Annotated in this window: 23 protein-coding genes and 1 tRNA gene; 10 read left to right on the top strand and 14 right to left on the bottom strand. The window is 64.4% G+C overall.

Annotated features, from left to right (window positions below; translation table 11 throughout):
- Positions 1-113: 113 nt before the first annotated feature.
- Entirely contained in the window at positions 114-560 is a 447-nt protein-coding gene (nikR, locus tag C7G41_RS18960; protein ID WP_106943984.1) for a nickel-responsive transcriptional regulator NikR, read from the bottom strand.
- A 170-nt stretch (positions 561-730) separates the two neighbouring features.
- Complete coding sequence (locus tag C7G41_RS18965; RefSeq protein ID WP_199198471.1) at positions 731-3,160, bottom strand: heavy metal translocating P-type ATPase; 2,430 nt, start codon at positions 3,158-3,160, stop codon at positions 731-733.
- 50 nt (positions 3,161-3,210) lie between these two features.
- Here C7G41_RS18965 and C7G41_RS18970 point away from each other — a divergent pair, with 50 nt between their 5' ends.
- The gene (locus C7G41_RS18970) at positions 3,211-3,486 is read left to right on the top strand and encodes a metal-sensitive transcriptional regulator (protein ID WP_007598521.1); all 276 of its coding nucleotides are present in this window, start codon (positions 3,211-3,213) and stop codon (positions 3,484-3,486) included.
- A 205-nt stretch (positions 3,487-3,691) separates the two neighbouring features.
- Here C7G41_RS18970 and C7G41_RS18980 read toward each other — a convergent pair whose 3' ends face one another.
- Positions 3,692-4,660 carry a YiiX/YebB-like N1pC/P60 family cysteine hydrolase gene (locus tag C7G41_RS18980; RefSeq protein WP_106943986.1) on the bottom strand — a complete coding sequence of 323 codons (969 nt, stop codon included), beginning with the start codon at positions 4,658-4,660 and terminating at the stop codon, positions 3,692-3,694.
- 192 nt (positions 4,661-4,852) lie between these two features.
- Here C7G41_RS18980 and C7G41_RS18985 point away from each other — a divergent pair, with 192 nt between their 5' ends.
- Positions 4,853-6,238: an FAD-dependent oxidoreductase gene (locus C7G41_RS18985; RefSeq protein WP_106943987.1), complete on the top strand. Its 1,386-nt coding sequence runs from the start codon at positions 4,853-4,855 to the stop codon at positions 6,236-6,238.
- A 163-nt stretch (positions 6,239-6,401) separates the two neighbouring features.
- On the opposite strand, the gene C7G41_RS18990 is transcribed toward C7G41_RS18985, so the two are convergent.
- The 4 genes from C7G41_RS18990 to pheS all read right to left on the bottom strand — a co-directional run bounded on the left by C7G41_RS18990 (position 6,402) and on the right by pheS (position 11,266).
- Positions 6,402-7,172: a sulfite exporter TauE/SafE family protein gene (locus C7G41_RS18990; RefSeq protein ID WP_106943988.1), complete on the bottom strand. Its 771-nt coding sequence runs from the start codon at positions 7,170-7,172 to the stop codon at positions 6,402-6,404.
- A 55-nt stretch (positions 7,173-7,227) separates the two neighbouring features.
- On the bottom strand, positions 7,228-9,636 hold the full coding sequence (gene pheT / locus C7G41_RS18995; RefSeq protein ID WP_106943989.1) for a phenylalanine--tRNA ligase subunit beta: 2,409 nt from the start codon (positions 9,634-9,636) through the stop codon (positions 7,228-7,230).
- Positions 9,633-10,079 (bottom strand): endonuclease domain-containing protein, encoded by a 447-nt coding sequence (locus C7G41_RS19000; protein WP_106944074.1) that lies wholly within the window; start codon positions 10,077-10,079, stop codon positions 9,633-9,635. Before C7G41_RS19000 ends, pheT begins: the two co-directional genes overlap by 4 nt.
- Positions 10,080-10,183: 104 nt before the next feature.
- Positions 10,184-11,266 (bottom strand): phenylalanine--tRNA ligase subunit alpha, encoded by a 1,083-nt coding sequence (gene pheS / locus C7G41_RS19005; protein WP_106944075.1) that lies wholly within the window; start codon positions 11,264-11,266, stop codon positions 10,184-10,186.
- A 241-nt stretch (positions 11,267-11,507) separates the two neighbouring features.
- On the opposite strand from pheS, the gene C7G41_RS19010 reads away from it, so the two are divergent.
- Positions 11,508-11,828: a hypothetical protein gene (locus tag C7G41_RS19010; RefSeq protein WP_373681130.1), complete on the top strand. Its 321-nt coding sequence runs from the start codon at positions 11,508-11,510 to the stop codon at positions 11,826-11,828.
- A gap of 1 nt (position 11,829) precedes the next feature.
- Here C7G41_RS19010 and rplT read toward each other — a convergent pair whose 3' ends face one another.
- Positions 11,830-12,189 (bottom strand): 50S ribosomal protein L20, encoded by a 360-nt coding sequence (rplT, locus tag C7G41_RS19015; protein ID WP_007598538.1) that lies wholly within the window; start codon positions 12,187-12,189, stop codon positions 11,830-11,832.
- 81 nt (positions 12,190-12,270) lie between these two features.
- Positions 12,271-12,471 carry a 50S ribosomal protein L35 gene (gene rpmI / locus C7G41_RS19020; protein ID WP_007598540.1) on the bottom strand — a complete coding sequence of 67 codons (201 nt, stop codon included), beginning with the start codon at positions 12,469-12,471 and terminating at the stop codon, positions 12,271-12,273.
- A gap of 270 nt (positions 12,472-12,741) precedes the next feature.
- Between rpmI and C7G41_RS19025 the strand changes: the two genes are divergently transcribed.
- Positions 12,742-13,146 (top strand): hypothetical protein, encoded by a 405-nt coding sequence (locus tag C7G41_RS19025; RefSeq protein WP_199198472.1) that lies wholly within the window; start codon positions 12,742-12,744, stop codon positions 13,144-13,146.
- 115 nt (positions 13,147-13,261) lie between these two features.
- On the opposite strand, the gene infC is transcribed toward C7G41_RS19025, so the two are convergent.
- Entirely contained in the window at positions 13,262-13,801 is a 540-nt protein-coding gene (gene infC, locus C7G41_RS19030) for a translation initiation factor IF-3 (protein WP_085349942.1), read from the bottom strand.
- 247 nt (positions 13,802-14,048) lie between these two features.
- Here infC and C7G41_RS19035 point away from each other — a divergent pair, with 247 nt between their 5' ends.
- Positions 14,049-14,885 (top strand): carboxylesterase, encoded by an 837-nt coding sequence (locus C7G41_RS19035; RefSeq protein WP_106943992.1) that lies wholly within the window; start codon positions 14,049-14,051, stop codon positions 14,883-14,885.
- Positions 14,886-15,034: 149 nt separating this feature from the next.
- On the top strand, positions 15,035-15,502 hold the full coding sequence (locus C7G41_RS19040; RefSeq protein ID WP_106943993.1) for a nuclear transport factor 2 family protein: 468 nt from the start codon (positions 15,035-15,037) through the stop codon (positions 15,500-15,502).
- A gap of 18 nt (positions 15,503-15,520) precedes the next feature.
- Here C7G41_RS19040 and C7G41_RS19045 read toward each other — a convergent pair whose 3' ends face one another.
- Complete coding sequence (locus tag C7G41_RS19045) at positions 15,521-16,318, bottom strand: acyl-CoA thioesterase domain-containing protein (protein WP_106943994.1); 798 nt, start codon at positions 16,316-16,318, stop codon at positions 15,521-15,523.
- On the opposite strand from C7G41_RS19045, the gene C7G41_RS37400 reads away from it, so the two are divergent.
- On the top strand, positions 16,308-16,505 hold the full coding sequence (locus C7G41_RS37400; protein ID WP_158268016.1) for a hypothetical protein: 198 nt from the start codon (positions 16,308-16,310) through the stop codon (positions 16,503-16,505). The two genes, C7G41_RS19045 and C7G41_RS37400, sit on opposite strands and share 11 nt — an antisense overlap.
- Here C7G41_RS37400 and queG read toward each other — a convergent pair.
- A complete protein-coding gene (gene queG, locus C7G41_RS19055; RefSeq protein WP_106943996.1) occupies positions 16,502-17,677 on the bottom strand; it encodes a tRNA epoxyqueuosine(34) reductase QueG in 1,176 nt (391 codons plus the stop codon). The genes C7G41_RS37400 and queG overlap by 4 nt on opposite strands.
- Entirely contained in the window at positions 17,626-18,318 is a 693-nt protein-coding gene (locus C7G41_RS19060; RefSeq protein ID WP_007598553.1) for a glutathione S-transferase family protein, read from the bottom strand. The genes queG and C7G41_RS19060 overlap by 52 nt, the downstream gene beginning before the upstream one ends.
- A 169-nt stretch (positions 18,319-18,487) precedes the next feature.
- On the opposite strand from C7G41_RS19060, the gene C7G41_RS19065 reads away from it, so the two are divergent.
- Entirely contained in the window at positions 18,488-19,294 is an 807-nt protein-coding gene (locus tag C7G41_RS19065; protein WP_027566187.1) for an undecaprenyl-diphosphate phosphatase, read from the top strand.
- A 196-nt stretch (positions 19,295-19,490) separates the two neighbouring features.
- On the opposite strand, the gene C7G41_RS19070 is transcribed toward C7G41_RS19065, so the two are convergent.
- Positions 19,491-20,456, bottom strand: coding sequence for a complex I NDUFA9 subunit family protein (locus C7G41_RS19070; RefSeq protein ID WP_106944076.1), 966 nt, complete (start codon positions 20,454-20,456; stop codon positions 19,491-19,493).
- 161 nt (positions 20,457-20,617) lie between these two features.
- On the opposite strand from C7G41_RS19070, the gene C7G41_RS19075 reads away from it, so the two are divergent.
- Together C7G41_RS19075 and C7G41_RS19080 are read left to right on the top strand one after the other, a co-directional pair.
- A tRNA-Leu gene (locus tag C7G41_RS19075) sits at positions 20,618-20,704 on the top strand.
- 100 nt (positions 20,705-20,804) lie between these two features.
- Positions 20,805-22,352 carry a DUF6538 domain-containing protein gene (locus C7G41_RS19080; protein WP_306768042.1) on the top strand — a complete coding sequence of 516 codons (1,548 nt, stop codon included), beginning with the start codon at positions 20,805-20,807 and terminating at the stop codon, positions 22,350-22,352.
- Positions 22,353-22,405 lie beyond the last annotated feature (53 nt).

The raw sequence follows: 22,405 nt of genomic DNA on the forward strand, positions 1-22,405 counted from the left end.
AGATTCTTCTGGGCGGAGAGAGACCCCTCACTCGTCTCGCCGCTTCGCGGCGAGCCACCCTTTCCCACAAGGGGAGAGGGACACACAGCGACTATGCCGTGACAAAAGTCGCGCTACTCATGCCGGTGCGCGTGCTTCCGCGCTTTCGTCGGCTTCGCTTCACCCGTCGGGATCATCACCACGCGGCCGTAGCGGACGCCGCGTTCGGCGATGATGTGGTCGGCGAAATGTCTGACCTCGGCGGCATCGCCGCGCAGTGCCGTCATCTCCATGCAATTGTTGTCGTCGAGATGGACATGCAGCGTCGCCAGCGCGAGGTCGTGGTGGCCATGGAATTCCTGCACCAGGCGTTTTGAGAGATCGCGGGCGGCGTGGTCGTAGACATAGACGAGGCCGGCGACGCAAGAGCCGGTCTGCGCGGTGTCCTCGCTGCTCTGTTGCAACCCGGCACGGGCGAGGTCGCGGATGATCTCGGAGCGATTCTGGTAGCCGCGGGCTTCCGCTGCCGCGTCGATCTCCGCCAGGAGATCGTCCTCGATCGTGATCGTAATTCGCTGCATCAAGTCCTCTCCGTGCGTACCGCTTGGTGCGTACTCCGTAGCCCGGATGGAGCGAAGCGCAATCCGGGACAGTTTCGATGCGTGGACAGACCCCGGATTTCGCTCTGCTTCATCCGGGCTACGCGCATCTTACCGCGTTTCGTGAACGGTGCGAGAGAGAAGGCGCTCGCTCACAGCCGCGTCGCCCGCAGCCGCAGCGCATTCCCGACCACGCTGACCGAGGATAGCGCCATCGCGGCCGCGGCGATGATCGGCGACAGCAGCACGCCGAAGGTCGGATAGAGGATGCCGGCCGCGATCGGAATGCCTGCGGCGTTGTAGATGAAGGCGAAGAACAGGTTCTGCCGGATGTTGCTCATCGTCGCCTGCGACAGTTTTCGCGCACGGACGATGCCGGTGAGATCGCCCTTGAGCAGGGTGACGCCGGCGCTCTCCATCGCCACGTCCGTGCCGGTGCCCATGGCGATGCCGACTTCGGCAGCGGCCAGCGCCGGCGCGTCGTTGACGCCGTCACCGGCCATCGCGACGCTGCGGCCTGCCTTCTGCAGCTTTGTCACCACCGCGCTCTTCTGATCCGGCAGCACCTCGGCCTCGACATCGGCGATGCCGAGCCTGCGCGCCACGGCCTCCGCCGTGGTGCGGTTGTCGCCGGTCAGCATGATGACCTTGATGCCTTCGGCCGCGAGTGCCTTCAGGGCCTCCGGGGTCGAGGCCTTGACCGGATCGGCGATCGCGAACAGGCCGGCAAGCCGGCCGTCGACAGCCATGTTGATCACGGTCGCGCCGTCGCCGCGCAGGCGTTCGGCCTCCGTATCGAGCGCTTTGGTGTCGATGCCGATCGAGGTCAGATATTTGGCATTGCCGAGCACGATGGTCTTGCCGTCGACCTTGCCGGTCGCGCCCTTGCCGGTCGGCGAATCGAATTGTTCGACCTGGCCCAGCGCGAGCTGCTTCTCCTCCGCCGCGCGCATGATCGCATCGGCCAGAGGATGCTCGCTGGCGCGCTCGACGCTGGCGGCCATGCGGAGGATGTCATCTTCCGCAAAACCGGCCGCCGGCACGATCGCGACCACCTTCGGCTTGCCCTCCGTCAGCGTGCCGGTCTTGTCGACCACCAGTGTGTCGATCTTCTCCATCCGCTCCAGCGCCTCGGCGTTCTTGATCAGGACTCCCGCCTGCGCGCCGCGGCCGACGCCGACCATGATCGACATCGGGGTCGCCAGGCCAAGCGCACAGGGGCAGGCGATGATCAGCACGCTGACGGCGGCGACGAGCCCGAAGGCCAGCCGCGGCTCCGGCCCGAACCAGGCCCAGGCCGCGAAGGCAACGACCGCAACGGCGATCACGGTCGGCACGAACCAGCCCGCGACCTGGTCGGCGAGACGCTGGATCGGCGCACGCGAGCGCTGCGCGTCCGCGACCATCTGCACGATCTGCGACAGCAGCGTCTCGCGCCCGACCTTGTCGGCTCGCATGATAAAGCTGCCGGACTGGTTGAGCGTGCCCGCGATCACCTTCGCGTCCGTCTCCTTGGTGACCGGCATGGATTCGCCCGTCACGAGGGATTCGTCGAGCGACGAGCGGCCTTCCAGAATGACGCCGTCGACCGGCACCTTTTCACCGGGACGCACGCGCAAGCGGTCGCCGGCATGAAGTGCGTCGATCTCGACCTCGTGCTCGTTGCCATCGCCATCGATACGCCGCGCGGTCTTGGGGGCGAGCTGCAGCAACGCCTTGATCGCACCCGACGTCGCATCGCGGGCGCGCAGCTCCAGCACCTGACCGAGCAGCACCAGCACGGTGATGACGGCCGCCGCCTCGAAATAGACCGCGACCGCACCTTCGTGGCCGCGGAAGGTGGCCGGAAAGATCTGCGGCGCGATGGTGCCGATCAGGCTGTAGACATAGGCGACGCCCGTGCCCATCGCGATCAGCGTGAACATGTTGAGGTTGCGCGTCAGCAGCGACTGCCAGCCGCGAACGAAGAACGGCCAGCCGGCCCACAGCACCACCGGTGTGGCGAAGACGAGCTGGATCCAGTTCGACAGCGTCGCATCGATCCAGTTGTGCGGGCCTGCGAGATGGCCGCCCATCTCCAGCACGACGGCCGGCAAGGCCAGCGCGCCGCCGATCCAGAACCGCCGCGTCATGTCGGCGAGCTCAGGGTTGGGCCCGGTCTCCAGGCTCGCCACTTCCGGCTCCAGCGCCATGCCGCAGATCGGGCAGGTGCCGGGCCCGACCTGGCGGATCTGCGGATGCATCGGGCAGGTGTAGATCGTGCCCGCGGGCATCTCGGGCTCGGGCGTCTTGCCCTTTGCGAGATACTTTGCGGGGTCGGCGGTGAATTTGGCGCGGCAGCCGGCCGAGCAGAAATGGAAGGTCTCGCCGTCGTGGTCGAATCGGTGTTTTGAGGTCGCGGGATCAACCGTCATGCCGCAGACGGGATCGTGGACCTTTGTCGCGACGGCGCTGTGGTCGTGGGCATGATTGCCGCAGCAGGAGGAGGCTACCGGCTTCGCGACCGGCGGAGCTTTGCTGGCACAGCCGCATCCGGAATGCGTCTCCGCCTCGTGATGATGTCCATGTTCGGGCTCGTTCATTGCCACGCTCCGGCCTTGCAAATTATACCCTAGGGGGGTATATAGACCCCATGCGCAAGGACATCAAGGCATCGGTCGGAAAACGTCTTGGCCGGATCGAGGGTCAGGTTCGCGGCCTCTCGAAAATGGTCGAGGAAGACCGCTATTGCATCGACATCGTCACGCAGATCTCGGCGGTGCGTGCCGCGCTGCGCCGGGTCGAGGAAGAGGTTCTGAAAGATCACGTCGCCCATTGCGTCGAGCATGCGATCGCGAGCGGCGACAAGGCCGACCAGCGCGAGAAGATCGCGGAGCTGATGGCGGTGATTGGGCGCGCGGAGCGGTAGATTCGTACTTTCGTCGCTTCCTTGCGACGCTCGCACGATGGTGGAGAGGGATGCGCGATATTTCCTCTGGCGTCGTCCTGGCGAAAGCCAGGACCCATACCGCGGAGTCCATCGAATGTGCCCGGTAGCTGTACCGAACGACGAATCTTCGCCAAACTTCTGCCTGGGATAATGGGTCCTGGCTTTCGCCAGGACGACGGCGGAGTTACGCCGCCATCTCCAGCGCGTGTCCCTGCGCGCGGTACTTTGCGAGATCGTTCAGCAGCACAAAATGCTCGGAGAAGGCGACGCTCATCTCCGCAGCCGCCTCACGCATCACTTCTTCAGCCGGAACCGCCGCCTCTTCGTCAATCGCTTCAGGAACGAGCGGCGGCGCACGGAACGTTTCTGGAAACACACCGAAGGTGCCGGCTACCTCCTCGAGCGGCTTCTGCTTGTCGGCCCAATGCAAGGCGGTGTAGTCGAAGCCGTGCACGATGGTGGGTTTGACGACTTCGAAATAGGGCGAGATGTCGAAGTCGCGGGGCATGTAGAGCGAGGAATCGCGGATGTGAAGGATCTCGCGGCGGGCGGCGCGGCTGCCGGCCTTGGTGATCTTTGGCAGGATCGGATAGCGCACGGCGTCGAACGCCTGCGCGATCAGGGCCGAGCAGATGATCTTGGTTGGGTCGCCAGAGCCGATCGAGATCATGCGGCGCCGCCAGCGCTGCGGGATCGGCAGCGGAAACAGAAATCGCATCAGGTCGACGATGTTCTTGGTGTCGTAGCCGAAGCCGATGCGGTTGATCGCATAGCGGCAGACCGTGGTGCGGTCCTCATAGGACAACCCGACCGGGCGACAGAGGCGGGTGTGATAGGGGAAATATTTCGACAGCGGCGCGGAGGTGACGCCTTCGCCGATATTGGCCTCGATCAGCACGTGGGGCTCGCCGTCGGGCTCTTCCGCACCCTCGATCGGGCCGACATAGAGTGCGCCGTGGGACCAGGTCGACTGCGTCAGATATTTGATGATGCCGGAGATGCGGTTGTTGCCCTCGACGAGCAGCACGTCGCCGGGCTCGATGACGCCGCGCAGATGCTCCGGGTCGCTCGGCGTGAACGGCTCATAGCCCGGCACCTCCTTCGAGAGGTACGCGGCAATCAGCTTGCCGACTGAATCCAGGACCGTCCCCATTTCAAAACTCCCCCACGGCCTTTTCCGGCCGTCTTTTTCTCTTCTCTATCATGGTCTGAACGTGTTGCAATTCGGTTCATCGTTCTGTGAGATCAAGCACGATTGATTCACCATGATGGTTGCCGCGCAACATCAGATACGGCAAGGTTCGCTAGCTGTTCCCGTTTGCTGCAAGTCCCCGGAAACCATGCCATGACAATCACGCGCCGCAGCTTCCTATCGGCGTCGGCGGGCCTTGCCGCGATGCCGGTCCTGCGCGCAACCGCCGCGACCCTGCCGCGCGAGGCTGACATCGTCGTGATCGGTGCGGGCGCGGCCGGAATTGCCGCGGCGCGGCGTATCATGGCGGCCAATCGCAAGGTCGTGGTGGTGGAAGCTGCGGGCGAGATCGGCGGGCGCTGCATCACGGACAGGACGACCTTCGACACGCCGTTCGATCGCGGTGCACGCTGGATGCACAATCCCGACACCAATCCGATGATCCGGCTGGCGCGCAGCGCCGGGCTCGACGTTCTGCCGGCGCCGTCAGGCCAGAAGATGCGCATCGGTCGCCGCAATGCACGGGCCGGCGAGACCGAGGAATTCCTGGCAGCGCTGGTGCGCGCCAACCGCGCCATCGACGAGGCCGCGCGCGGCAAGCTCGATACCGCCTGCGCCTCGGTGCTGCCGAAGGATCTCGGCGACTGGGCCGGCGCGGCCGAGTTCATGCTGGGCGCGAGCTTCGCCGGCAAGGACCTGAAGGAGCTGTCTGCGATCGACAAGGCACGTGCTCAGGATCGCAACGCCGCGATCGCCTGCCGCCAGGGCCTGGGGACCCTGATCACCAAACTCGGTGAGCAGGCGCCGGTCGCGCTGTCGACGCCGGCGAGCCGGATCGTCTGGAGCAATCGCGACGTCAGCGTGGAGACACAGGCCGGCAGGATCGCTGCCCGCGCCGCCATCATCACGGTCTCGACCAATGTGCTGATTTCGGGCGCGATCAAGTTCGGGCCTGACATTCCCAAGCGCACGCTCGATGCCGCGTCAAAGCTCACGCTTGGAAGCTACGATCACATCGTGCTGCAACTGCCGGGCAATCCGCTGGGTCTCTCGCGCGATGACATCCTGATCGAGCAGAGCAACTCGACCCGCACGGCGCTGATGTTTGCCAATATCGGCGGCTCCTCGCTGTGCTCGATCGATGTCGGTGGCTCGTTCGGCCGCGATCTGTCCGGGCAGGGCGAGAAGGCGATGACAGCCTTCGCCAGAGAATGGATCACCAAGCTGTTCGGCAGCGAGGTGGCTGCCGCCGTACAGAAAGCCAGCGCGACCCGCTGGAACGCCTCGCCTTTCGTGATGGGTGCGATGTCGGCGGCCTCCCCGGGCGGTCAGCTCTCGCGAAAAATCCTGACCGAGCCGATCGGCAACATGTTCCTCGCCGGCGAAGCCACGCACGAGACGCTCTGGGGCACCGTCGACGGCGCCTGGGAAAGCGGCGAGCGCGCCGCCGATGCGGCGCTACGCAAGATCGGTGCGCTGAAGGACGAGCCGGCCGACGTGCCGACGCAGTCGACGAAGAAGCGGCGGGCAAGGCCGTAGACGGAGAATTAAGAGACAGTATTTTTCTTGTCGTCCCGGCGAAGGCCGGGACCCATAACCACAGGACCTGGTTTGGCGAAGGCTCGGTGTTACATGGTTGCGCGCCAACTACTCCCTGGGGCTATGGGTCCCGGCCTTCGCCGGGACGACTCGCGGAGGCAAGTTACCGCAAAACCCCATCCAGCACCGGCAGCCCCGCGATCACGGCCAGCGCGATCAGCCCGTAGCAGATCGCGCGAAACACTTTCTCGCTGGCTCGGCCGAACAGCGACGCGCCGAAGGCGACGCCGATCGCATAGACCGGGCCGACGATGAGCGAGAGCACCAGCGATTCGCGCGAGATCAGGCCGGTGGCCGCGTAGCTGACCATCGAGAAGAAATCCGACGCACCGAAGAAGAGCAGGATGTTGGCGCGCGCCACGATCGGGGCGATGGGGCGGCCGAGCCAGTAGCCGACGATCGGCGGGCCGCCGGTCTGCGCGAGGCCGCTGCAGAAGCCGGAGAGGCTGCCGATGCCGACCGAGAGCCAGGCGTGGTCCTTGCCGCGATAGCGCCAGCCCGACAGCAATAGAAGCAAGAGCGCGGCGACGAAGCAGGAGATGATCCATCGCGTCGTAACGGGATCGAGCACGCTGAGGAAATAGGTGCCGACGGGGACGCCGACCAGCGCGCCCAGCACGATCACGGCGGTGGCCTTGCGGTCGGCCTTGCGCCAGGCGTCGGGCAGCAGCGGCGCGGCCGCGACGAAATCGATCACGAGAAGCAGCGCGGCAACCAGACGCGGCGCCGCGATGCTGCTCGCCAGCGGCATGAAGATCAGCGCCGAACCGAAGCCGGAAAAGCCGCGCGCGGTGCCCGAAACGAAAGCGACGGCGCAGAGCGCCATCGCAACAGTGAGGCTGACGTCCTTCGGAAGAAAGTCAGTGAGACTCATGCTCTATGATTTCTCGAGCATGATGGTGTCCGAAACCGCGTCACATTTTTCGGCATCATGCCCGCAAAGTGCCGCCGGTTTTCTTCGTCACCTCCGCCACGATCTTCGCGGCAACGGCCTCGATCTCCTGGTCGGTCAGGGTCTTTTCGCGTGGCTGGATCGTAACCGCGATTGCGATCGATTTCTTGCCGTCGTCGATGCCCTTGCCTTCGTAGACGTCGAACACGTTCACGGCGGTGATCAGCTTCTTGTCTACGCTCTGAGCGGCGCGCACGATGTCGCCACCCTTCACGCTGCGGTCGACGATGAAGGCAAAGTCACGCGACACAGGCTGGAAGGCCGACAGCTCGATCACGGGCTTGGCACGGGTCGGCCTCTTCTTCGCCTCGGGGATGCGGTCGAGAATCACCTCGAACACCATCAGCGGGCCGCCGGCGCCGAGCGCCTCGAGCGCGCGCGGATGCATCTCGCCGAAATAGCCGAGCACGTTCTGCGGCCCGATCTGGATCGTGCCGGAGCGCCCGGGATGCAGCCAGGACGGGCCGCCCGCGACGATCTGAAGTGCCTGCATCGGCGCGCCGGCAGCGGCGAGCACGGCGAACGCATCGGCCTTGGCGTCGAACAAGTCAGCCTGCGCCGAACCCGACCAGTGGCGGCCGAGACCTTGCGACGACGCAAAGCCGCGGCGGACGCCGCTTGCCGCCATGAACTGATCCTGCGGACGGTCGCCCTTGAACACCTGCCCGACCTCGAACAGCGCGACATCGCCAAAGCCACGATCGGCATTGGCCTGCGCCGCCGCGATCAGGCCGGCCAACAAGGTCGGGCGCATGTCGGACAAATCCGACGCGATCGGGTTGGCGACCTCGAGCTCGCGCTGGCCGCCGCCGAACAGCTTTGCCGCAGACTTGGTGATGAAGGACCAGGTCACCGCTTCGATGACGCCGCGGCTCGCCAGCGCGCGCCTGGCGCGGCGGGTGCGGAGCTGGAGCGGGGTCAGCACGGATTTGCGAGCGCCCTCGCCGCGCTCGAACGGCGTCATCGGCACCTTGTCGACGCCGTAGATGCGGATGACTTCCTCGACGATGTCGGCCTTGCCGTGCACATCGGTACGCCACGACGGCACCGCGACCTTCACGACGGGTCCCGGGCCCGCCATCATGAAGCCGAGATGGGTCAGGATGCGCTTCACCTCCGGCATCGGCACCTCGATGCCCGAGAGTCGCTTGACCTCGGTGATCGGAAAATCGATCACGCGGTCGTCGCCGAAGGTCTTGCCGACCACGACGTTCTCGGACGGCGTACCGCCGCACATCTCCAGCACGAGTTTCGTCGCGAGCTCTAGCCCGGGCACCATGAAGGCGGGATCGACGCCGCGCTCGAAACGATAACGCGCATCCGAATTGATGCCGAGCTTGCGGCCGGTCTGGGCGATGTTGATCTCGTTCCACAGCGCCGATTCGATCAGCACGTCGGTGGTGTTCTCGTCGCAGCCCGAGGCCTCGCCGCCCATGATGCCGGCGAGCGATTCGACGCCGTGCTCGTCCGCGATCACGCAAATCGCGGGATCGAGATTGTAGCTGCGGCCATCGAGCGCGAGCAGCGTCTCGCCGTCACGGGCGCGGCGCACCACGAGATTACCCTTCACCTTCTTGGCGTCGAACACGTGCAGCGGCCGCGCGCGGTCGTATGTCATGAAGTTGGTGATGTCGACCAGCGCGTTGATCGGACGCAGCCCGATCGCGGTCAGCCGCTTCTGCAGCCATTCCGGCGACGGGCCGTTCTTGACGCCGCGCACGAGGCGGAGCGCGAAGCCCGGGCACAGCGCGGCGTCCTCGACCGTGACCTTCACCGGGCACGGGAATTCGCCCTTGATCGGCTTGATGGTGGGGTCTTTGAACTTGCCCATGTCGGCGGCGGCAAGATCGCGCGCGATGCCGTGCACGCCGGTGCAGTCCTGCCGGTTCGGTGTCAGGTTGATCTCGACCACGGGATCGCCGAGGCCGGCCCATGCGGCGTAAGCAGCGCCGATCGGCGCATCCGCGGGCAATTCCATGATGCCGTCGTGGTCGTTGGAAATCTGCAGTTCGGCCGCCGAGCACAGCATGCCGCGGCTCTCGACGCCGCGGATGGTGCCGACACCCAGCGTGATGTCCTTGCCGGGAATGTAGGTGCCGGGCGGCGAGAACACGCTGACGAGACCCGCCCGCGCATTCGGCGCGCCGCACACCACCTGCACCGGCGCGCCACCGTCGCCGGTGTCGACCATGCACACGCGCAGCCGATCCGCATTCGGATGCTGCTCGGCGGATATCACCTTCGCGATGGTGAAAGGCTTCAGCGCCTTCGCCTTGTCCTCGATATTCTCGACCTCGAGCCCGATCATGGTGAGCTTCTCGGCGAGCTTGTCCAGCGGCTCGTCGGTGTCGAGATGTTCCTTCAGCCAGGAGAGAGTGAATTTCATGGCTGCTTTTTCTCCACGGGAACGGTCTGCTCCCTCTCCCGCTTGCGGGGGAGGGTTGGGGTGGGGGCTCTCTCCGCAATGGTGGTGGCAATTGTTTCGAGAACGCCGGCACGATTGGTCATGACGTCGAGATTGCTGAAGCGGAGCACCTTGAAGCCCTTCGCTTCGATCACGGCAGATCGCCGCGCGTCGGCGCGCTCGCCTTCATCCGAGAAGTGTTGGCCGCCATCGAGCTCGATGACGAGCTTAGTCGCGTGGCAGATGAAATCGGCGACGTAGTTATCGACAGGTGCTTGGCGACGAAAAACCGCGCCATTCAAGTGGCCGCCGCGTAGCTCCGACCAAAGAATGCGCTCCGCGTCGGTCGAGTTGCGTCTGAGTGCGCGAGCGTTGGTTCGTAGCTTGGCCGGTACTTTCCAGTCCGGATGCTTGGGATCGACCATCGGCAGCCCCATTGCGGAGAAACCCTCACCCCAACCCTCCCCCGCAAGCGGGGGAGGGAGTCCGAGCGTCTTCGTCGCTGGAGCAATCGGTTCCCAGCAAGCGATCACGAGCTCAGCCCTCCCGCGAGGGTCGGTACTTCGAGCGGCTTGAAGCCGTAATGGGATAGCCAGCGGACGTCGCTGTCGAACAGCTGGCGTAGATCGGCGATGCCGTATTTCAGCATGGCGATGCGGTCGATGCCCATGCCCCAGGCAAAACCCTGGTACTCGTCGGGATCGATGCCGCAAGCACGCAGCACGTTCGGATGCACCATGCCGCAGCCGAGAATCTCGAGCCAGTCCTCGCCCTCGCCGAAGCGGATCTCGCCCTTGTCGCGGCGGCACTGGATGTCGACTTCCAGCGACGGTTCGGTGAACGGGAAGAACGAGGGCCGGAAGCGCATGTTAATGTGATCGACCTCGAAGAACGCCTTGCAGAACTCATGCAGGATCCATTTGAGGTGGCCGAGATGGGAGTGCTTGTCGATGACGAGGCCTTCGACCTGGTGGAATTGCGGCGTGTGGGTCGCATCCGAATCGATGCGATAGGTGCGGCCCGGGCAGATCACGCGGATCGGCGGCTTCTGGCTCAGCATGGTGCGCACCTGCACCGGCGAGGTGTGGGTGCGCAACAGCATGCGGGAGCCGTCCTCCTTCGGATGGAAGAAGAAGGTGTCGTGCATCTCGCGCGCGGGATGGCCCTCGGGGAAATTCAGCTTGGTGAAGTTGTAGTCGTCGGTCTCGATATCGGGGCCTTCGGCGACCGAGAATCCCATGTCGGCGAAGATCGTGGTCAGCTCGTCCCAGACCTGGCTCAGCGGATGGATGCGGCCGGCCTCAGCCGGCGCATCGCGCAGCGGCAGGGTGACGTCGATGGTTTCCGACGCAAGCCGCGCGTCGAGCGCCGCCGATTTCAAGACGTCGCGCCGCGCGGCCAGCGCCTCGGTGACCTTGTCCTTGGCCTGGTTGATCGCAGCGCCTTGGGTCTTGCGTTCGTCCGGCGACATTTTTCCGAGCGTGGCAAGAAGCGCCGAGATCGAACCCTTCTTGCCGAGGGCTGCGACGCGCACCGCTTCGAGGGCGGCCTCGTCGCCGGCGGCGGCGATCTGGTCGAGGATGGATGTTTCGAGCGTTGCGAGGTCGGACACGGTCAAATCCCTGCTGCCAAATTCGGCTGGGTTGTCGCCGCCCGAAGGCCGTAACGTCAAGCGAAAAGCCGGTCAGTTTGGGCTGACGAACGGCTGGGTTGAACCTCGCGCGGGGGCCTGGCACCAAGGGGGATACGAGGAGGCTTTCGCAATGCTCTCAAGATCCGGTCTGGCTGCTCTCGCCATCGTTCTCTTGATCGCGAGCACCCCGGCGCGCGCCATGGTCTGCATGGAGAAATCCATGACGCTGGACGAGGTCGTCGACACCATCGGTGCCCAGAAGGGCTGCGAAAGCGCGATGAAGGTGTTTCAGGATTGCCAATTGACCGCGAGCGGCGATGTTCAGCTCGGCGCCGCCGTCGAGAAGAAATGCGAGGCTGACTTCATGCCCGGCCTCAGCACGGCGCGGAAACAGGCTTACCAACGCGAGATGCGCGTGTGCGACCGGAAGTACCGGAATAAATCCGGCACCATGTATCTGTCGTTCACGGCATTCTGCCGGGCGGAGATCGCCCAGCGCTACTCGCAACGCGCGCTGAAGGCCGGCGGAGCCGGCCGTTAGCTCAGGCCGCCAGAGCGGCCTTGGCCTTCTCGGCGATCGCCTGGAACGACGCCGGCTCGTTGATCGCGAGATCCGACAACACCTTGCGGTCCACGGTGATCCCGGACTTGGCCATGCCGTCGATAAAGCGGCTGTAAGTCAGGCCGAACGGACGCACGGCAGCGTTGATGCGCTGGATCCAGAGTGCGCGGAATGTCCGCTTCTTGCGCTTGCGATCACGGAAGGCATACACGAGAGCCTTCTCGACCGCCGGCTTGGCGGTGCGGATCGTGTTCTTGCGGCGGCCACGGAAACCCTTGGCGGCCTTGTAGACTTTCTTGTGCTTGGCGTGGGCGGTCACACCGCGTTTGACGCGAGCCATGACAAAAATCCTTCGAAAGATGACTTGATGTTCGGATCGCCGCGAAAGCTGCGGCGCGGGTGGCAATGATCGTGGACGCGATCAGGCGTTCGGCAAGAAGTACTTCTTGACGTTGTCGCCGTCGGTCTTGAACAGCACGGCGGTGCCGCGCAGCTGGCGGATCTGCTTCTTCGTCCGCTTGATCATGCCGTGACGCTTGCTACGATGCGCGAACATCACTTTGCCGGTGGCAGTCACCTTGAAGCGCTTTTTAGCGCCCGATTTGGTCTTCAGCTTGGGCATTTGGCTCTCCTAATGGCCATAGAAATCCGCCCGCGAAGGCGGCTGGCCGTCAAAATGCTCGTTAGAGCGTTGATTGTGCTCAGGTTTTACGAACTAGCGCGAAACCCGCACGGACACCGCCACGGCAGCCCTTAATCAGCCGGGCAATGAAGGCTGGGCTTATGACAGAGGACGGGCGAATTGGCAACGATGAACCGGTGGAACCTAGCCGGCGACTATCCGGAATTGCTAACCTCGCGTCCGAGCCGTGTCGCCCGGAACAGGACCAAAATGCCCCAATTTTCGCAATTGCTTTCGTCTTTGACGGATTTCGCTCGTCCGCGCCGCCTGGCGCTGTTGGCCGTGCTTGCCGTTGCCGCGTGTCCGTCGACTGCCGATGCCCGCATCCGCGGCTATGACGGCGTCTGGAACGTCACCTTCGCCACGACCCGCGGCAATTGCAGCTCCGGCTACAGCGTTCCCTTCACCGTCGCCGGCAGTCGGGTGTCGTCCGCGGGCGGTGGCCGGGTCTCCGGCAAGGTCAATCGCAGCGGTGCCGTCGCGGTCCAGGTTTCGGTCGGGGCGTCCCATGCCAGCGGCGGCGGCCGGCTCGCTGGCGTGAACGGGACCGGCTCCTGGCACGGCATCATCTCCGGCGACCGCTGCAGCGGCAGCTGGCAGGCGACAAGGACGTAACTGTCGCCAAGAGAACGCTGCGCTGCCTCTCCCGCAAGCCGGAGAGGCAAGAAAACAAAACGGCCCGCCGGAGATCCGGACGGGCCGTTGAATTCTTCAGCCTAAAGAACCGGCGTCAGCGCGGCGCCAGAACCATGACGACCTGACGGCCCTCGAACCGCGCGTCCTGCTCCACCTTGGCGAGCTCGGCGACGTCGGTCTTGATCTTGTCGAGCAGTTTGGTGCCGATCTCCTGGTGCGCCATTTCGCGGCCGCGATAGCGCAGGGTGATCTTGACCTTGTCGCCCTCTTCGAAGAACCGCTGCATGGCGCGCATCTTCACTTCGTAATCGTGGTCGTCGATCATCGGGCGGAGCTTGATCTCCTTGATCTCGACGATCTTCTGCCGCTTGCGGGCTTCGGCGGCTTTTTTCTGCGCGGAATACTTATACTTCCCGTAGTCCATGATCTTGCAGACGGGAGGGCTGACGTTCGGCGAGATCTCGACCAGATCCATGCCGGCTTCCTGGGCCAGGCGGATAGCCGCGACGGTCTCGATGGTGCCCTTGTTGTCACCGGTCTGATCGATCAGCTGGATCTGCGCATTGCGAATATCGTCATTGATGCGCGGCCCGTCTTTGGCGGCAGTGGGCGGGGCTTTATTGGGACGGCGAATGGGTGGTTCTCCAAAGTTATGAAAAGAGGCGGCTATTTTGCAGGAAGATACGGTTGCCGGCAAGCAATCGCTCGTGCGGTGGTCGAAAAAGCCTCAAATGCGAGGCATTTTGGCCACGGCGGGGCACGCAGACCGACATAGACACCTTGCTTCTGTTCCGCAAGCGTCCCAAAGGGCAAATGCCGACGTCCGGCTGCTGCGGAGCACGTCCGGACAGCTCAAACTGCACAGCCAGAGTAAACGTTCCATGACCCCTGCAATTCCCGATGCCCTGCTCGACTTCATCGATGTGGGCGAGGGCCCGTCCGCACGCCGGATCGCGGTGCGCCGCCGCGCGGCCCATGAATTTGGTCAAGAATCTACTCAACAATCTGGTCGAGGGCCGGGACTGGTCTGGCTCGGCGGGTTCAAATCGGACATGCAGGGCAGCAAGGCTGTCGCACTGGACGACTGGGCCCGGGATCACGGCCGCGCCGCGGTGCGGTTCGATTATTCCGGCCACGGCGAATCCGGCGGCGACTTCGCCGACGGAACCATCGGGCGCTGGCTTGAGGAAAGCGTCGCGGTGTTCGAGCGATTCTGCGACGGCCCGCAAGTCCTGATCGGCTCGTCGATGGGCGGCTGGATGGCGCTCCTGCTCGCGCGCGAAATCAAAAAGCGGCAAGAGAAACCGCAAGCCAAAGCCTCACTGGCGGGCGTGGTGCTGATCGCGCCGGCGCCCGACTTCACCGAGGAGCTGATGTGGAAGAATTTTCCGGCCGCGGTGAAGAAAGAGATCGAGACCAAAGGCGTCTGGCTGAGACCATCAGACTATGGCGACGGCTCGCCCTATCCGATCACGCGGAATCTGATCGAGGAGGGGCGCAACCATCTCGTGCTCGGCAGCGCCATCGATCTCGGCTGTCCCGTTCGCATCCTGCAAGGCGCGCAGGATCCTGACGTGCCCTGGCAGCATGCGTTCGCGCTGACCCATCGCCTGCCAGCCGACGACGTCGTGCTGACCATGATCCAGGACGGCGATCACCGCCTCTCGCGCCCGCAGGACATCGCCCGCATTCTTGCCGCCGTGGCCGAGATCGGGTGAAATCGCCACCCGGCACTCGGTGTCATCGCCCGACTTGATCGGGCGATCCAGTATTCCAGAGGCGGTCGTGCTCAAGCCGAGAAGCCGCGGCGTACTGGATGCCCCGGTCGAGCCGGGGCATGACAGAAAACGGGGAAGGAGAAACGCCGATGACCACCACCGCCATGCTGCGCGCCTTCTGCGATGCCGTCGAACAACGCAACGGAAAAGCCTTCGCTGATCTCTTCACCGAGGACGGCGTCTATCACGACGTGTTCTACGGCGCCTTCGCCGGCCGCGAGAAGATCGCAGCGATGATCGACGACTGGTTCTATCGTACGGCGACCGACTTCCGCTGGGACATGCACGAACCGGTGTCGAACGGCACCACGCTCTATGCGCGCTACACGTTCAGCTATCGCTCGACCTTGCCGGAGGCGAATGGCGCGCGGGCGATGTTCGAGGGCGTGGCGATCATGACACTTCGCGACGGCAGGATCGTCAGCTATCACGAGGTCGCGAACACCGCGCCGGCGTTTGTCGATTTGCAGTTTGCGCCGGAACGGATCACGAAGATCGTCGCCAGGCAGGGCGCGGAGCTCAAGGCGCGGCCGGAAATGAAGCGGCACTTGGGTTAGCCGTCATTCTTGCGTCCATTACCGCTTCGACGGATTTATCATCGGCTTGCGCTGCGCCAGCGCCGCGACCGTGGCGGTGCCGATCGGACCCTGCTCGTCGTAGAGCCAGCATTCGCCGATCGCTACACCATCGGTGGCCTGGTGGTTCACCACGTCGAAGCCGATCCAGTTCGTCACCGGCAGGCGGTGCAGATAGATCGTGACGTCACTGTTGATGTAGCCGAGCCCCTTGTCGCCGGCGTTCGCGAACGGACTGGCGAAGTCCGCGCCGGTGGCGACATGGACGAACGGCGTCATCGGCACGCCCGCGACCAGCTCGCGCACCTCGCTCATCCAGAGTTTTCGTGGCCCGAGCGAGCCCATATGGCCGACGATCGGTCGCGTGGTCCATTTGCCGTTCATGCCGAGCCTGGGATCGGTCGGCTTGGGAATGTCGGCCGGTTTCGGCACGTCCCAGTTCGGCGGCGACCAGACGTTGCCGTCCGGATTCTGCGTCCGCCGCAACAGCTGGCACGAGGCGCGCGCCATGCCGACGCCGCCGGAGACAAACTCCGCTTCCACGACGCGGATGCGCATCCCGTCGCGCACCAGCCGTGTCGTCACCTCGATCGGCTTGTCGATGGTGGGCAACCGAAACATGTCGACGGTCAGCCGCGCCGGCACGAATTCAGGGCCGGAATGCCGCTCCTCGATGGCGAAGCCGAGCAGGCCGATGATGACGCGTCCGTGCAGCGATTTCGGATCCCATGGGCCGTTGGCGACTTCCGTCGGATGGAATCTATCGCCGTCGCGGGTGAAGAAAGGCATGTTTGTCATGACGCGCGAGATTGAAGGAACGTGTGGGGAAATCAAGGGTGGTGAAAGCGTGCGCGGTCGCCACAACAACGGTGTCATCGCCCGGCTTGACCGGGCGATCCAGTACGCCGTGACAGCAGTGATTGAATCGATGGGCCGCGGCGTACTGGATGCCCCGCTTTCGCGGAGCATGACAGCGGAGGATTAGGAGGCGGTGCGCCACTCCTGACGCACGCTTTCGTCGCGCTCGCCAGCAATCGCATCCATCTTGATCGCCTCGAACTCATCCCGCGACAGCAACTGCCTCAGTGCCCACACCGCAGCCCCGCGCACCAGCGCGTTCTCATCCTCCAGCAATCGCCGCGCCTCGTCCGCCAGTGCGATATCACCGGAGTTGCCGATCGCGATCAGCACGTTGCGCAAAAAGCGTTCGCGACCGATGCGCTTGACCGGCGATTTCGTGAACAGCGCGCGAAACGAAGCGTCGTCGAGCCGTGCTAGCTCGGCGAGACCTGGCGCGCGCAAAGCGTCACGTGCGGCGAGCTTGGCCTCGCGGCCCTCCTGCGCGAACTTGTTCCAGGGACAGACGGCGAGGCAATCATCGCAGCCATAGATGCGGTTGCCGATGCTTTTGCGGAATTCGCGCGGGATCGGTCCCTTGTTCTCGATGGTGAGGTACGAGATGCAGCGCCGCGCATCGAGCTTGTAGGGCGCGGGGAAGGCCCCGGTCGGACAGATGTCGAGACACGCCCGGCACGAGCCGCAATGATCGATCTCGGAATCGTCGCGCGGCAGCTCCAGCGTGGTGTAGATCGCGCCGAGAAACAGCCATGAGCCGAATTCGCGCGAGACCAGATTGGTGTGCTTGCCCTGCCAGCCCAGATGCGCGGCTTGCGCCAGGGGCTTTTCCATCACCGCCGCCGTGTCGACGAACACTTTCACCTCGGACGGCACGGTCGCGACCAGCCATCGCGCCAGCGTCTTCAGGCGCTTCTTGATGAGGTCGTGATAGTCGTCGCCCTGCGCATAGACCGAGATCGCCGCGCGCGTGCGCTGCTCGAGGATCGCGAGCGGATCCTGGTCGGGGCCGTAATTGACGCCGAGCATGATGACGCTGCGCACGTCCTGCCACAGCCCGCGCGGATCGACCCGGCGCTCCGGCTGCGCGGCGAGCCAGTCCATGTCGCCATGACCGCCGGATGCGATGAATTCGAGAAAATGCTTTCCGGCGCTTTCGATCGTGCCGGGCTCTGTGATGCCGATGCAGTCGAAGCCGAGCGCGCGTGCCTCGTTTGCCAGCGCCGTCTTCAGTTCGGTCGGATCGGAGTTCAGAAGTCGAGGTCCACGTAGGTCCGCGACGCCGGCACGCCCGCCAGCCATTCGCTCAAGAGCGGACGGAACGACGGGCGGGATTTCACCCGCGCGTACCACGCCTTTGCCGCGTCGTCCTCGCTCCATGGCACGTCGCCCAGATAGTCGATCGCCGAGAGGTGCGCCGCGGCGGCGAGATCCGCGTAGCTGAGCCGGTCGCCCGCGAGGAAATTACGCGTCTGCGCCAGCCAGCCGATATAGGCCAGATGATAGCGCACGTTGGCCTTGGCGGCGCGCATCACGTCGGCCGACGGCGGGCCGCCGCCGTTGTCCTCGCTCATGAAGCGCTTGTAGATGCGCTCGGTGACGAGCGGGTGGGAGACTTCCTCGAAGAACTTTTCGTTGAACCAGGCCATCAGCCGGCGGACCTCGACGCGCTCGCCGATCGTGTCCGGCATCAGGCGCTTCAGTCCCATCTCGGAGCCATAGGCTTCGTCGACATATTCGGCGACGATCGCCGCGCCCGGGATCGGCGGCTGCTCGTCGTCCACCAGGACGGGCGTCGTGCCCGCCGCATTGAGCAGCAGAAATGCTTCGCGCCGCTCCCAGCTGCGCTCTTCGATCAGCTTCAGCTCAAGCCCGTATTCTCCCGCGATCAGGCGGATGAACCGCGAATGCGGGCAGAACGGATGATGAAACAGCGTAAACATGAAGCCTTTGACTATGTGATGGTGCTTAAGAATCCATCAATGTTTGTGCGGCGCCACACTAGTCATTCAAAACCGCGAAGCAAGGGCGCGAGGCCGCATTTTGCGATTGCAGCACGGGAGCGGATGGGCGAGAAGAGCCCCGCTTTTCCAGCCGAAATGGACCGTAAATATGTCAGATGCAATCCGGGCAGTGATCCTCGGCATCATCGAGGGTGTGACCGAGTTCCTTCCCGTGTCCTCGACCGGCCATTTGCTGCTTGCGGAGCGCTTCTTCCATCTCGGCGAGGGCGCGTTCTGGGATTCGTTTACGGTCCTGATCCAGCTCGGCGCGATCCTCGCGATCGTCGTGTTGTACTTCAAGAAATTGTGGGATGTCGCGATCGGCATGTTCACGGGCGACGCCTATGCGCGACGCTTCGTGATCGGCGTGCTGGTGGCGTTCCTGCCCGCTGTCGTCGTCGGTCTCGTCGCCGGCAAGTACATCAAGAGCATGCTGTTCAATCCGTGGGTGGTGTGCTTCTCGCTGATCGTCGGCGGCGCCATCCTGCTCTGGGTCGACAAGCTCGATCTCAAGGCGCGCGAGCACGACGCCACCCGGTTTCCGCTACTGATGTATCTTTATATCGGCATCGCGCAGTGCATCGCGATGATCCCGGGCGTGTCGCGCTCCGGTGCCAGCATCGTCGCGGCGATGTTCCTGGGGGCCGACAAGCGCGCGGCGGCGGAGTTCTCGTTCTTCCTCGCCATCCCCACCATGATCGGCGCGTTCGCCTACGATTTCTACAAGAACCGCTCCGAGATGACGATGGACCACATGGGCATCGTCGCGATCGGCTTCGTGGTGTCGTTCGTCACCGCGATCATCGTGGTGAAGACGTTCCTGGAATACGTCACCCGCCACGGCTTCGTGGTGTTCGCCTGGTGGCGCGTAATCGTCGGCACGCTCGGCCTGATCGCGCTGGCGCTGGGGCGGTAGTGCGCTGCTGAAGTTTTGAAGCCTACTCCGGCAATGCTGCGCCCCCTCTCCCGCTTGCGGGGGAGGGTTGGGGTGGGGGTGTCTCCGCAGAGAGACTCCCCAAGAGGAGAAAGCCCTCACCCGGCGCTACGCGCCGACCTCTCCCGCAAGCGGGCGAGGTTGACCGAGCCCGCGGCTTAAGCGGGGCTCGAAACGCTTACACGCTCTTGCGCTGGAACTGCCCGGCGGCACGGAAACGCCAGAGATATTGCGGAGCGATCGCTTCAAGCGAGTCGGGCGTGATGCCGAGGCCTTCCAGCGTCAGGCCGGCAGCCTTCGCCGCATCCGACACGACATTGTCGCGCGCGAGCAGCGTCACCTGGTCCGGCGTCAGCTTCAGCGCGCCCGGCGCGAATTGCAGGAAATTGGCCTGGAAGCGGGCAAGGCCGAACGGCAGCGGCACCAGCATCGGCTTGCGGTCGGCGATCTCGACGATGGCCTCGATGATCTCGCGCATGGTCAGCACTTCCGGCCCGCCCAGCTCGTAGGTCGCGCCCGCCTTGGCCTTGCCGTCGACGGCATCCGCGATCGCGGTGGCGACGTCGCCGACATAGACCGGCTGCATCTTCGTTTCGGCGCCGATCAGCGGCAGCACCGGCGACATCCGCGCCAGCGCGGCAAAGCGGTTGGTGAACTGGTCCTCGGGGCCGAACATCACGGAGGGGCGGAAGATCGTCGCCGACGGCACCGCGGCTAGGACCGCGGCTTCGCCGGCCGCTTTGGCCCGGGCGTAGCGCGAGGGCGATTCCGCGTCGGCGCCGATCGCCGAGACATGGATCAGGCGTGCCCCCGCGGCCGCGGCCGCCTTGGCGACGATCTCGGCGCCTTTGGCCTGGACGGCGTCGAAGCTCTGGGCGCCGCCCTCGGTGAGGATACCGACCAGATTGATCACGACATCCGAATCACGCAGTGCCGCCTCGACCGAGGCCGGATAGCGCAGATTGGCCTGCACAATGTGGACCTGCCCGACCTTGCCGGAGGGCTGGAGGTATCCGGCCAACTCCGGCCGCCGCACCGCGACGCGGACCCGGTAATCCCGCCGGCACAGCGCGCGGACCACATTCCGGCCCAAAAACCCCGATCCGCCGAAAACCGTGACGAGCGTTTCCAGATTCGATGCCATGGGATCCATTCCTGGGGTCCATTCCTGCGGGAGAGTGCGTGTTATCAGGCTTGTATCGAGCCGGTTTGCGATGCGCAATCCGCATCCCGAAGCAGGGTTCAAGCATGAATTGACAACCGCGTCACCGAACCGTAGTAACCACCTCCGTGCCTAACCGGCATGCCCAGGTGGTGGAATTGGTAGACGCGCTGGCTTCAGGTGCCAGTGGCTTAACGGCCGTGAAGGTTCGAGTCCTTTCCTGGGCACCATCGCTCCGCGATGTGGTTGATTTCGCTGAAGTCCCTGATACTCAAGGGTGATCGACCGTCTCTACTGGTACACAGAGACGGTACACACATGCTTCTGCGAATGGCCTCTCCTATCCGCCGCGACGGCTCCTCCGTTCATTACCTCCGAAAGCGCGTCCCCGCCGATCTGACTGATAAGGCGATGGGCTTGGTGCTGCGCATCCCCGTTGGAGACAAGACCGCTACAGTTCGGGTTGGCCCGGACTGCAAGGTCAAGGTGTCGCTGCGCACCCACGACCCTCGGGAGGCCAAGGCACGGCAGGCCAAGGCACTTGCCTACCTTGATGATGTCTGGCGCTCGATGCGCGAGGCCCCTCGCCGCCTTACTCATCGAGAGGTCGTTGCACTGGCGGGCGAGGCCTACCGCCACGCCAAGAAGACTTGGGAGAACGATCCCGGCCGGGCAACGCTCTGGAACATGCTCCACCGAGCAGCCCTCAAGTGGGACGCTGACACGGCGAAACGTGAGATGGCCCCCTACGTTGCCGAGCTGCTCCAGCGGAAGGCCCTGCACATCGACGATGACAGTTGGGCCCGGTTGTCTACTGCCCTGCATGGGGCGTTCAAGGACGCTACTGCGCTGTTGGAGCGCAGAGGCAGAGGCGACTACGGGCCGGACCTCGTCGAAGCGAGGTTTCCTGAATGGAAAGCCAACGCCGCTCCGAGTGGTCAGGGACGGTTGGCGGTGGCCACGCTGTTTGCTGGTTGGGAGTTGGAGAGCCGGGCGGCTGGCGTCACCGAGAAGACCATTAGCGAGTACAAGTCCGTGCTCACGCGCTTCGCCGCCTTCGTGGGGCACGATGACGCCGCCCGGATTACCCCTCACGATGTCGTCGCTTGGAAGGATAAGCGGCTTGTGGATGGTCGCTCCCCGAAGACTGTGAAGGACGTAGACCTTTCGGCCATGAAGTCGGTGTTTGGCTGGGGCGTCCGAAACCACAAGCTGCCAAGCAATCCGGCTCATGGCGTCACCCTGAAGATCGGGAAGAAGGTCCGCGAGCGAGGCAAAGGGTTCACGGACGATGAGGCCAGGGCAATCCTGAAGGCCGCTCTAGGCTACAGCGGGGCCGCACAAGAGCACGCAAAGACGGTCTCGGCGAAGCGATGGCTCCCTTGGCTGTGCGCTTACAGTGGGGCCCGGATCGGCGAGATGGCGCAGCTCCGGCGCGACGACATTCGCCGCGAGGGCGAACACTACGTGGCAATGATCACGCCTGAGGCTGGCCCGGTGAAGAACAAGGAAACGCGCGAGGTGCCGCTGCATCCCCATCTCATCGAGCTGGGCTTCATCGAGTTCGTCACGTCCTCTGCCAAGGGCTATCTGTTCCTGACTGTAACCAAGGAGACGGAAGTACGGGGCAAGCTGCGGGCATTGAAGAACCGGCTTGCGGAGTTCGCGCGGGCCATTGTCCCTGACGAGCGCGTCGCGCCAAACCATGGCTGGCGGCACCGTTTCATTACGCAGTGTCGGAGCTATCGACTGGACCCCGAGAAGCGGCGGATGATCACGGGCCACGCTGGCGAGGGCGTTGACGAACGTGTGTATGGCGATCCGGCCGGCCTGTACGCCGAGATCTGCAAGCTGCCGTGTTACGAACTGTCCGCTTGACGACCGAAGGCGGCGTGAAATCGTTGCTGGGATGATGCGGTCAGTTGGCTCGC

The sequence above is a fragment of the Bradyrhizobium sp. MOS002 genome (genome assembly GCF_003020115.1).
In the GTDB taxonomy this organism is placed as follows: domain Bacteria; phylum Pseudomonadota; class Alphaproteobacteria; order Rhizobiales; family Xanthobacteraceae; genus Bradyrhizobium.

Excerpts from the sequence above, each read along its gene's own strand:
- pheT (WP_106943989.1), bottom strand. The coding sequence starts at position 9,636 with ATGAAATTCACTCTCTCCTGGCTGAAGGAACATCTCGACACCGACGAG.
- C7G41_RS19080 (WP_306768042.1), top strand. The coding sequence starts at position 20,805 with ATGGCCTCTCCTATCCGCCGCGACGGCTCCTCCGTTCATTACCTCCGA.
- C7G41_RS19070 (WP_106944076.1), bottom strand. The coding sequence starts at position 20,456 with ATGGCATCGAATCTGGAAACGCTCGTCACGGTTTTCGGCGGATCGGGG.
- nikR (WP_106943984.1), bottom strand. The coding sequence starts at position 560 with ATGCAGCGAATTACGATCACGATCGAGGACGATCTCCTGGCGGAGATC.
- C7G41_RS19010 (WP_373681130.1), top strand. The coding sequence starts at position 11,508 with ATGACGCTGGACGAGGTCGTCGACACCATCGGTGCCCAGAAGGGCTGC.
- C7G41_RS18985 (WP_106943987.1), top strand. The coding sequence starts at position 4,853 with ATGACAATCACGCGCCGCAGCTTCCTATCGGCGTCGGCGGGCCTTGCC.
- C7G41_RS19045 (WP_106943994.1), bottom strand. The coding sequence starts at position 16,318 with ATGACAAACATGCCTTTCTTCACCCGCGACGGCGATAGATTCCATCCG.
- C7G41_RS19065 (WP_027566187.1), top strand. The coding sequence starts at position 18,488 with ATGTCAGATGCAATCCGGGCAGTGATCCTCGGCATCATCGAGGGTGTG.
- rpmI (WP_007598540.1), bottom strand. The coding sequence starts at position 12,471 with ATGCCCAAGCTGAAGACCAAATCGGGCGCTAAAAAGCGCTTCAAGGTG.
- C7G41_RS19040 (WP_106943993.1), top strand. The coding sequence starts at position 15,035 with ATGACCACCACCGCCATGCTGCGCGCCTTCTGCGATGCCGTCGAACAA.
- C7G41_RS18970 (WP_007598521.1), top strand. The coding sequence starts at position 3,211 with ATGCGCAAGGACATCAAGGCATCGGTCGGAAAACGTCTTGGCCGGATC.
- C7G41_RS37400 (WP_158268016.1), top strand. The coding sequence starts at position 16,308 with ATGTTTGTCATGACGCGCGAGATTGAAGGAACGTGTGGGGAAATCAAG.
- C7G41_RS18980 (WP_106943986.1), bottom strand. The coding sequence starts at position 4,660 with ATGGGGACGGTCCTGGATTCAGTCGGCAAGCTGATTGCCGCGTACCTC.
- C7G41_RS18990 (WP_106943988.1), bottom strand. The coding sequence starts at position 7,172 with ATGAGTCTCACTGACTTTCTTCCGAAGGACGTCAGCCTCACTGTTGCG.
- rplT (WP_007598538.1), bottom strand. The coding sequence starts at position 12,189 with ATGGCTCGCGTCAAACGCGGTGTGACCGCCCACGCCAAGCACAAGAAA.
- C7G41_RS18965 (WP_199198471.1), bottom strand. The coding sequence starts at position 3,160 with ATGAACGAGCCCGAACATGGACATCATCACGAGGCGGAGACGCATTCC.
- queG (WP_106943996.1), bottom strand. The coding sequence starts at position 17,677 with ATGGCTGGCGGGCGTGCCGGCGTCGCGGACCTACGTGGACCTCGACTT.
- C7G41_RS19060 (WP_007598553.1), bottom strand. The coding sequence starts at position 18,318 with ATGTTTACGCTGTTTCATCATCCGTTCTGCCCGCATTCGCGGTTCATC.
- C7G41_RS19000 (WP_106944074.1), bottom strand. The coding sequence starts at position 10,079 with ATGGTCGATCCCAAGCATCCGGACTGGAAAGTACCGGCCAAGCTACGA.
- C7G41_RS19025 (WP_199198472.1), top strand. The coding sequence starts at position 12,742 with ATGCCCCAATTTTCGCAATTGCTTTCGTCTTTGACGGATTTCGCTCGT.
- C7G41_RS19035 (WP_106943992.1), top strand. The coding sequence starts at position 14,049 with ATGACCCCTGCAATTCCCGATGCCCTGCTCGACTTCATCGATGTGGGC.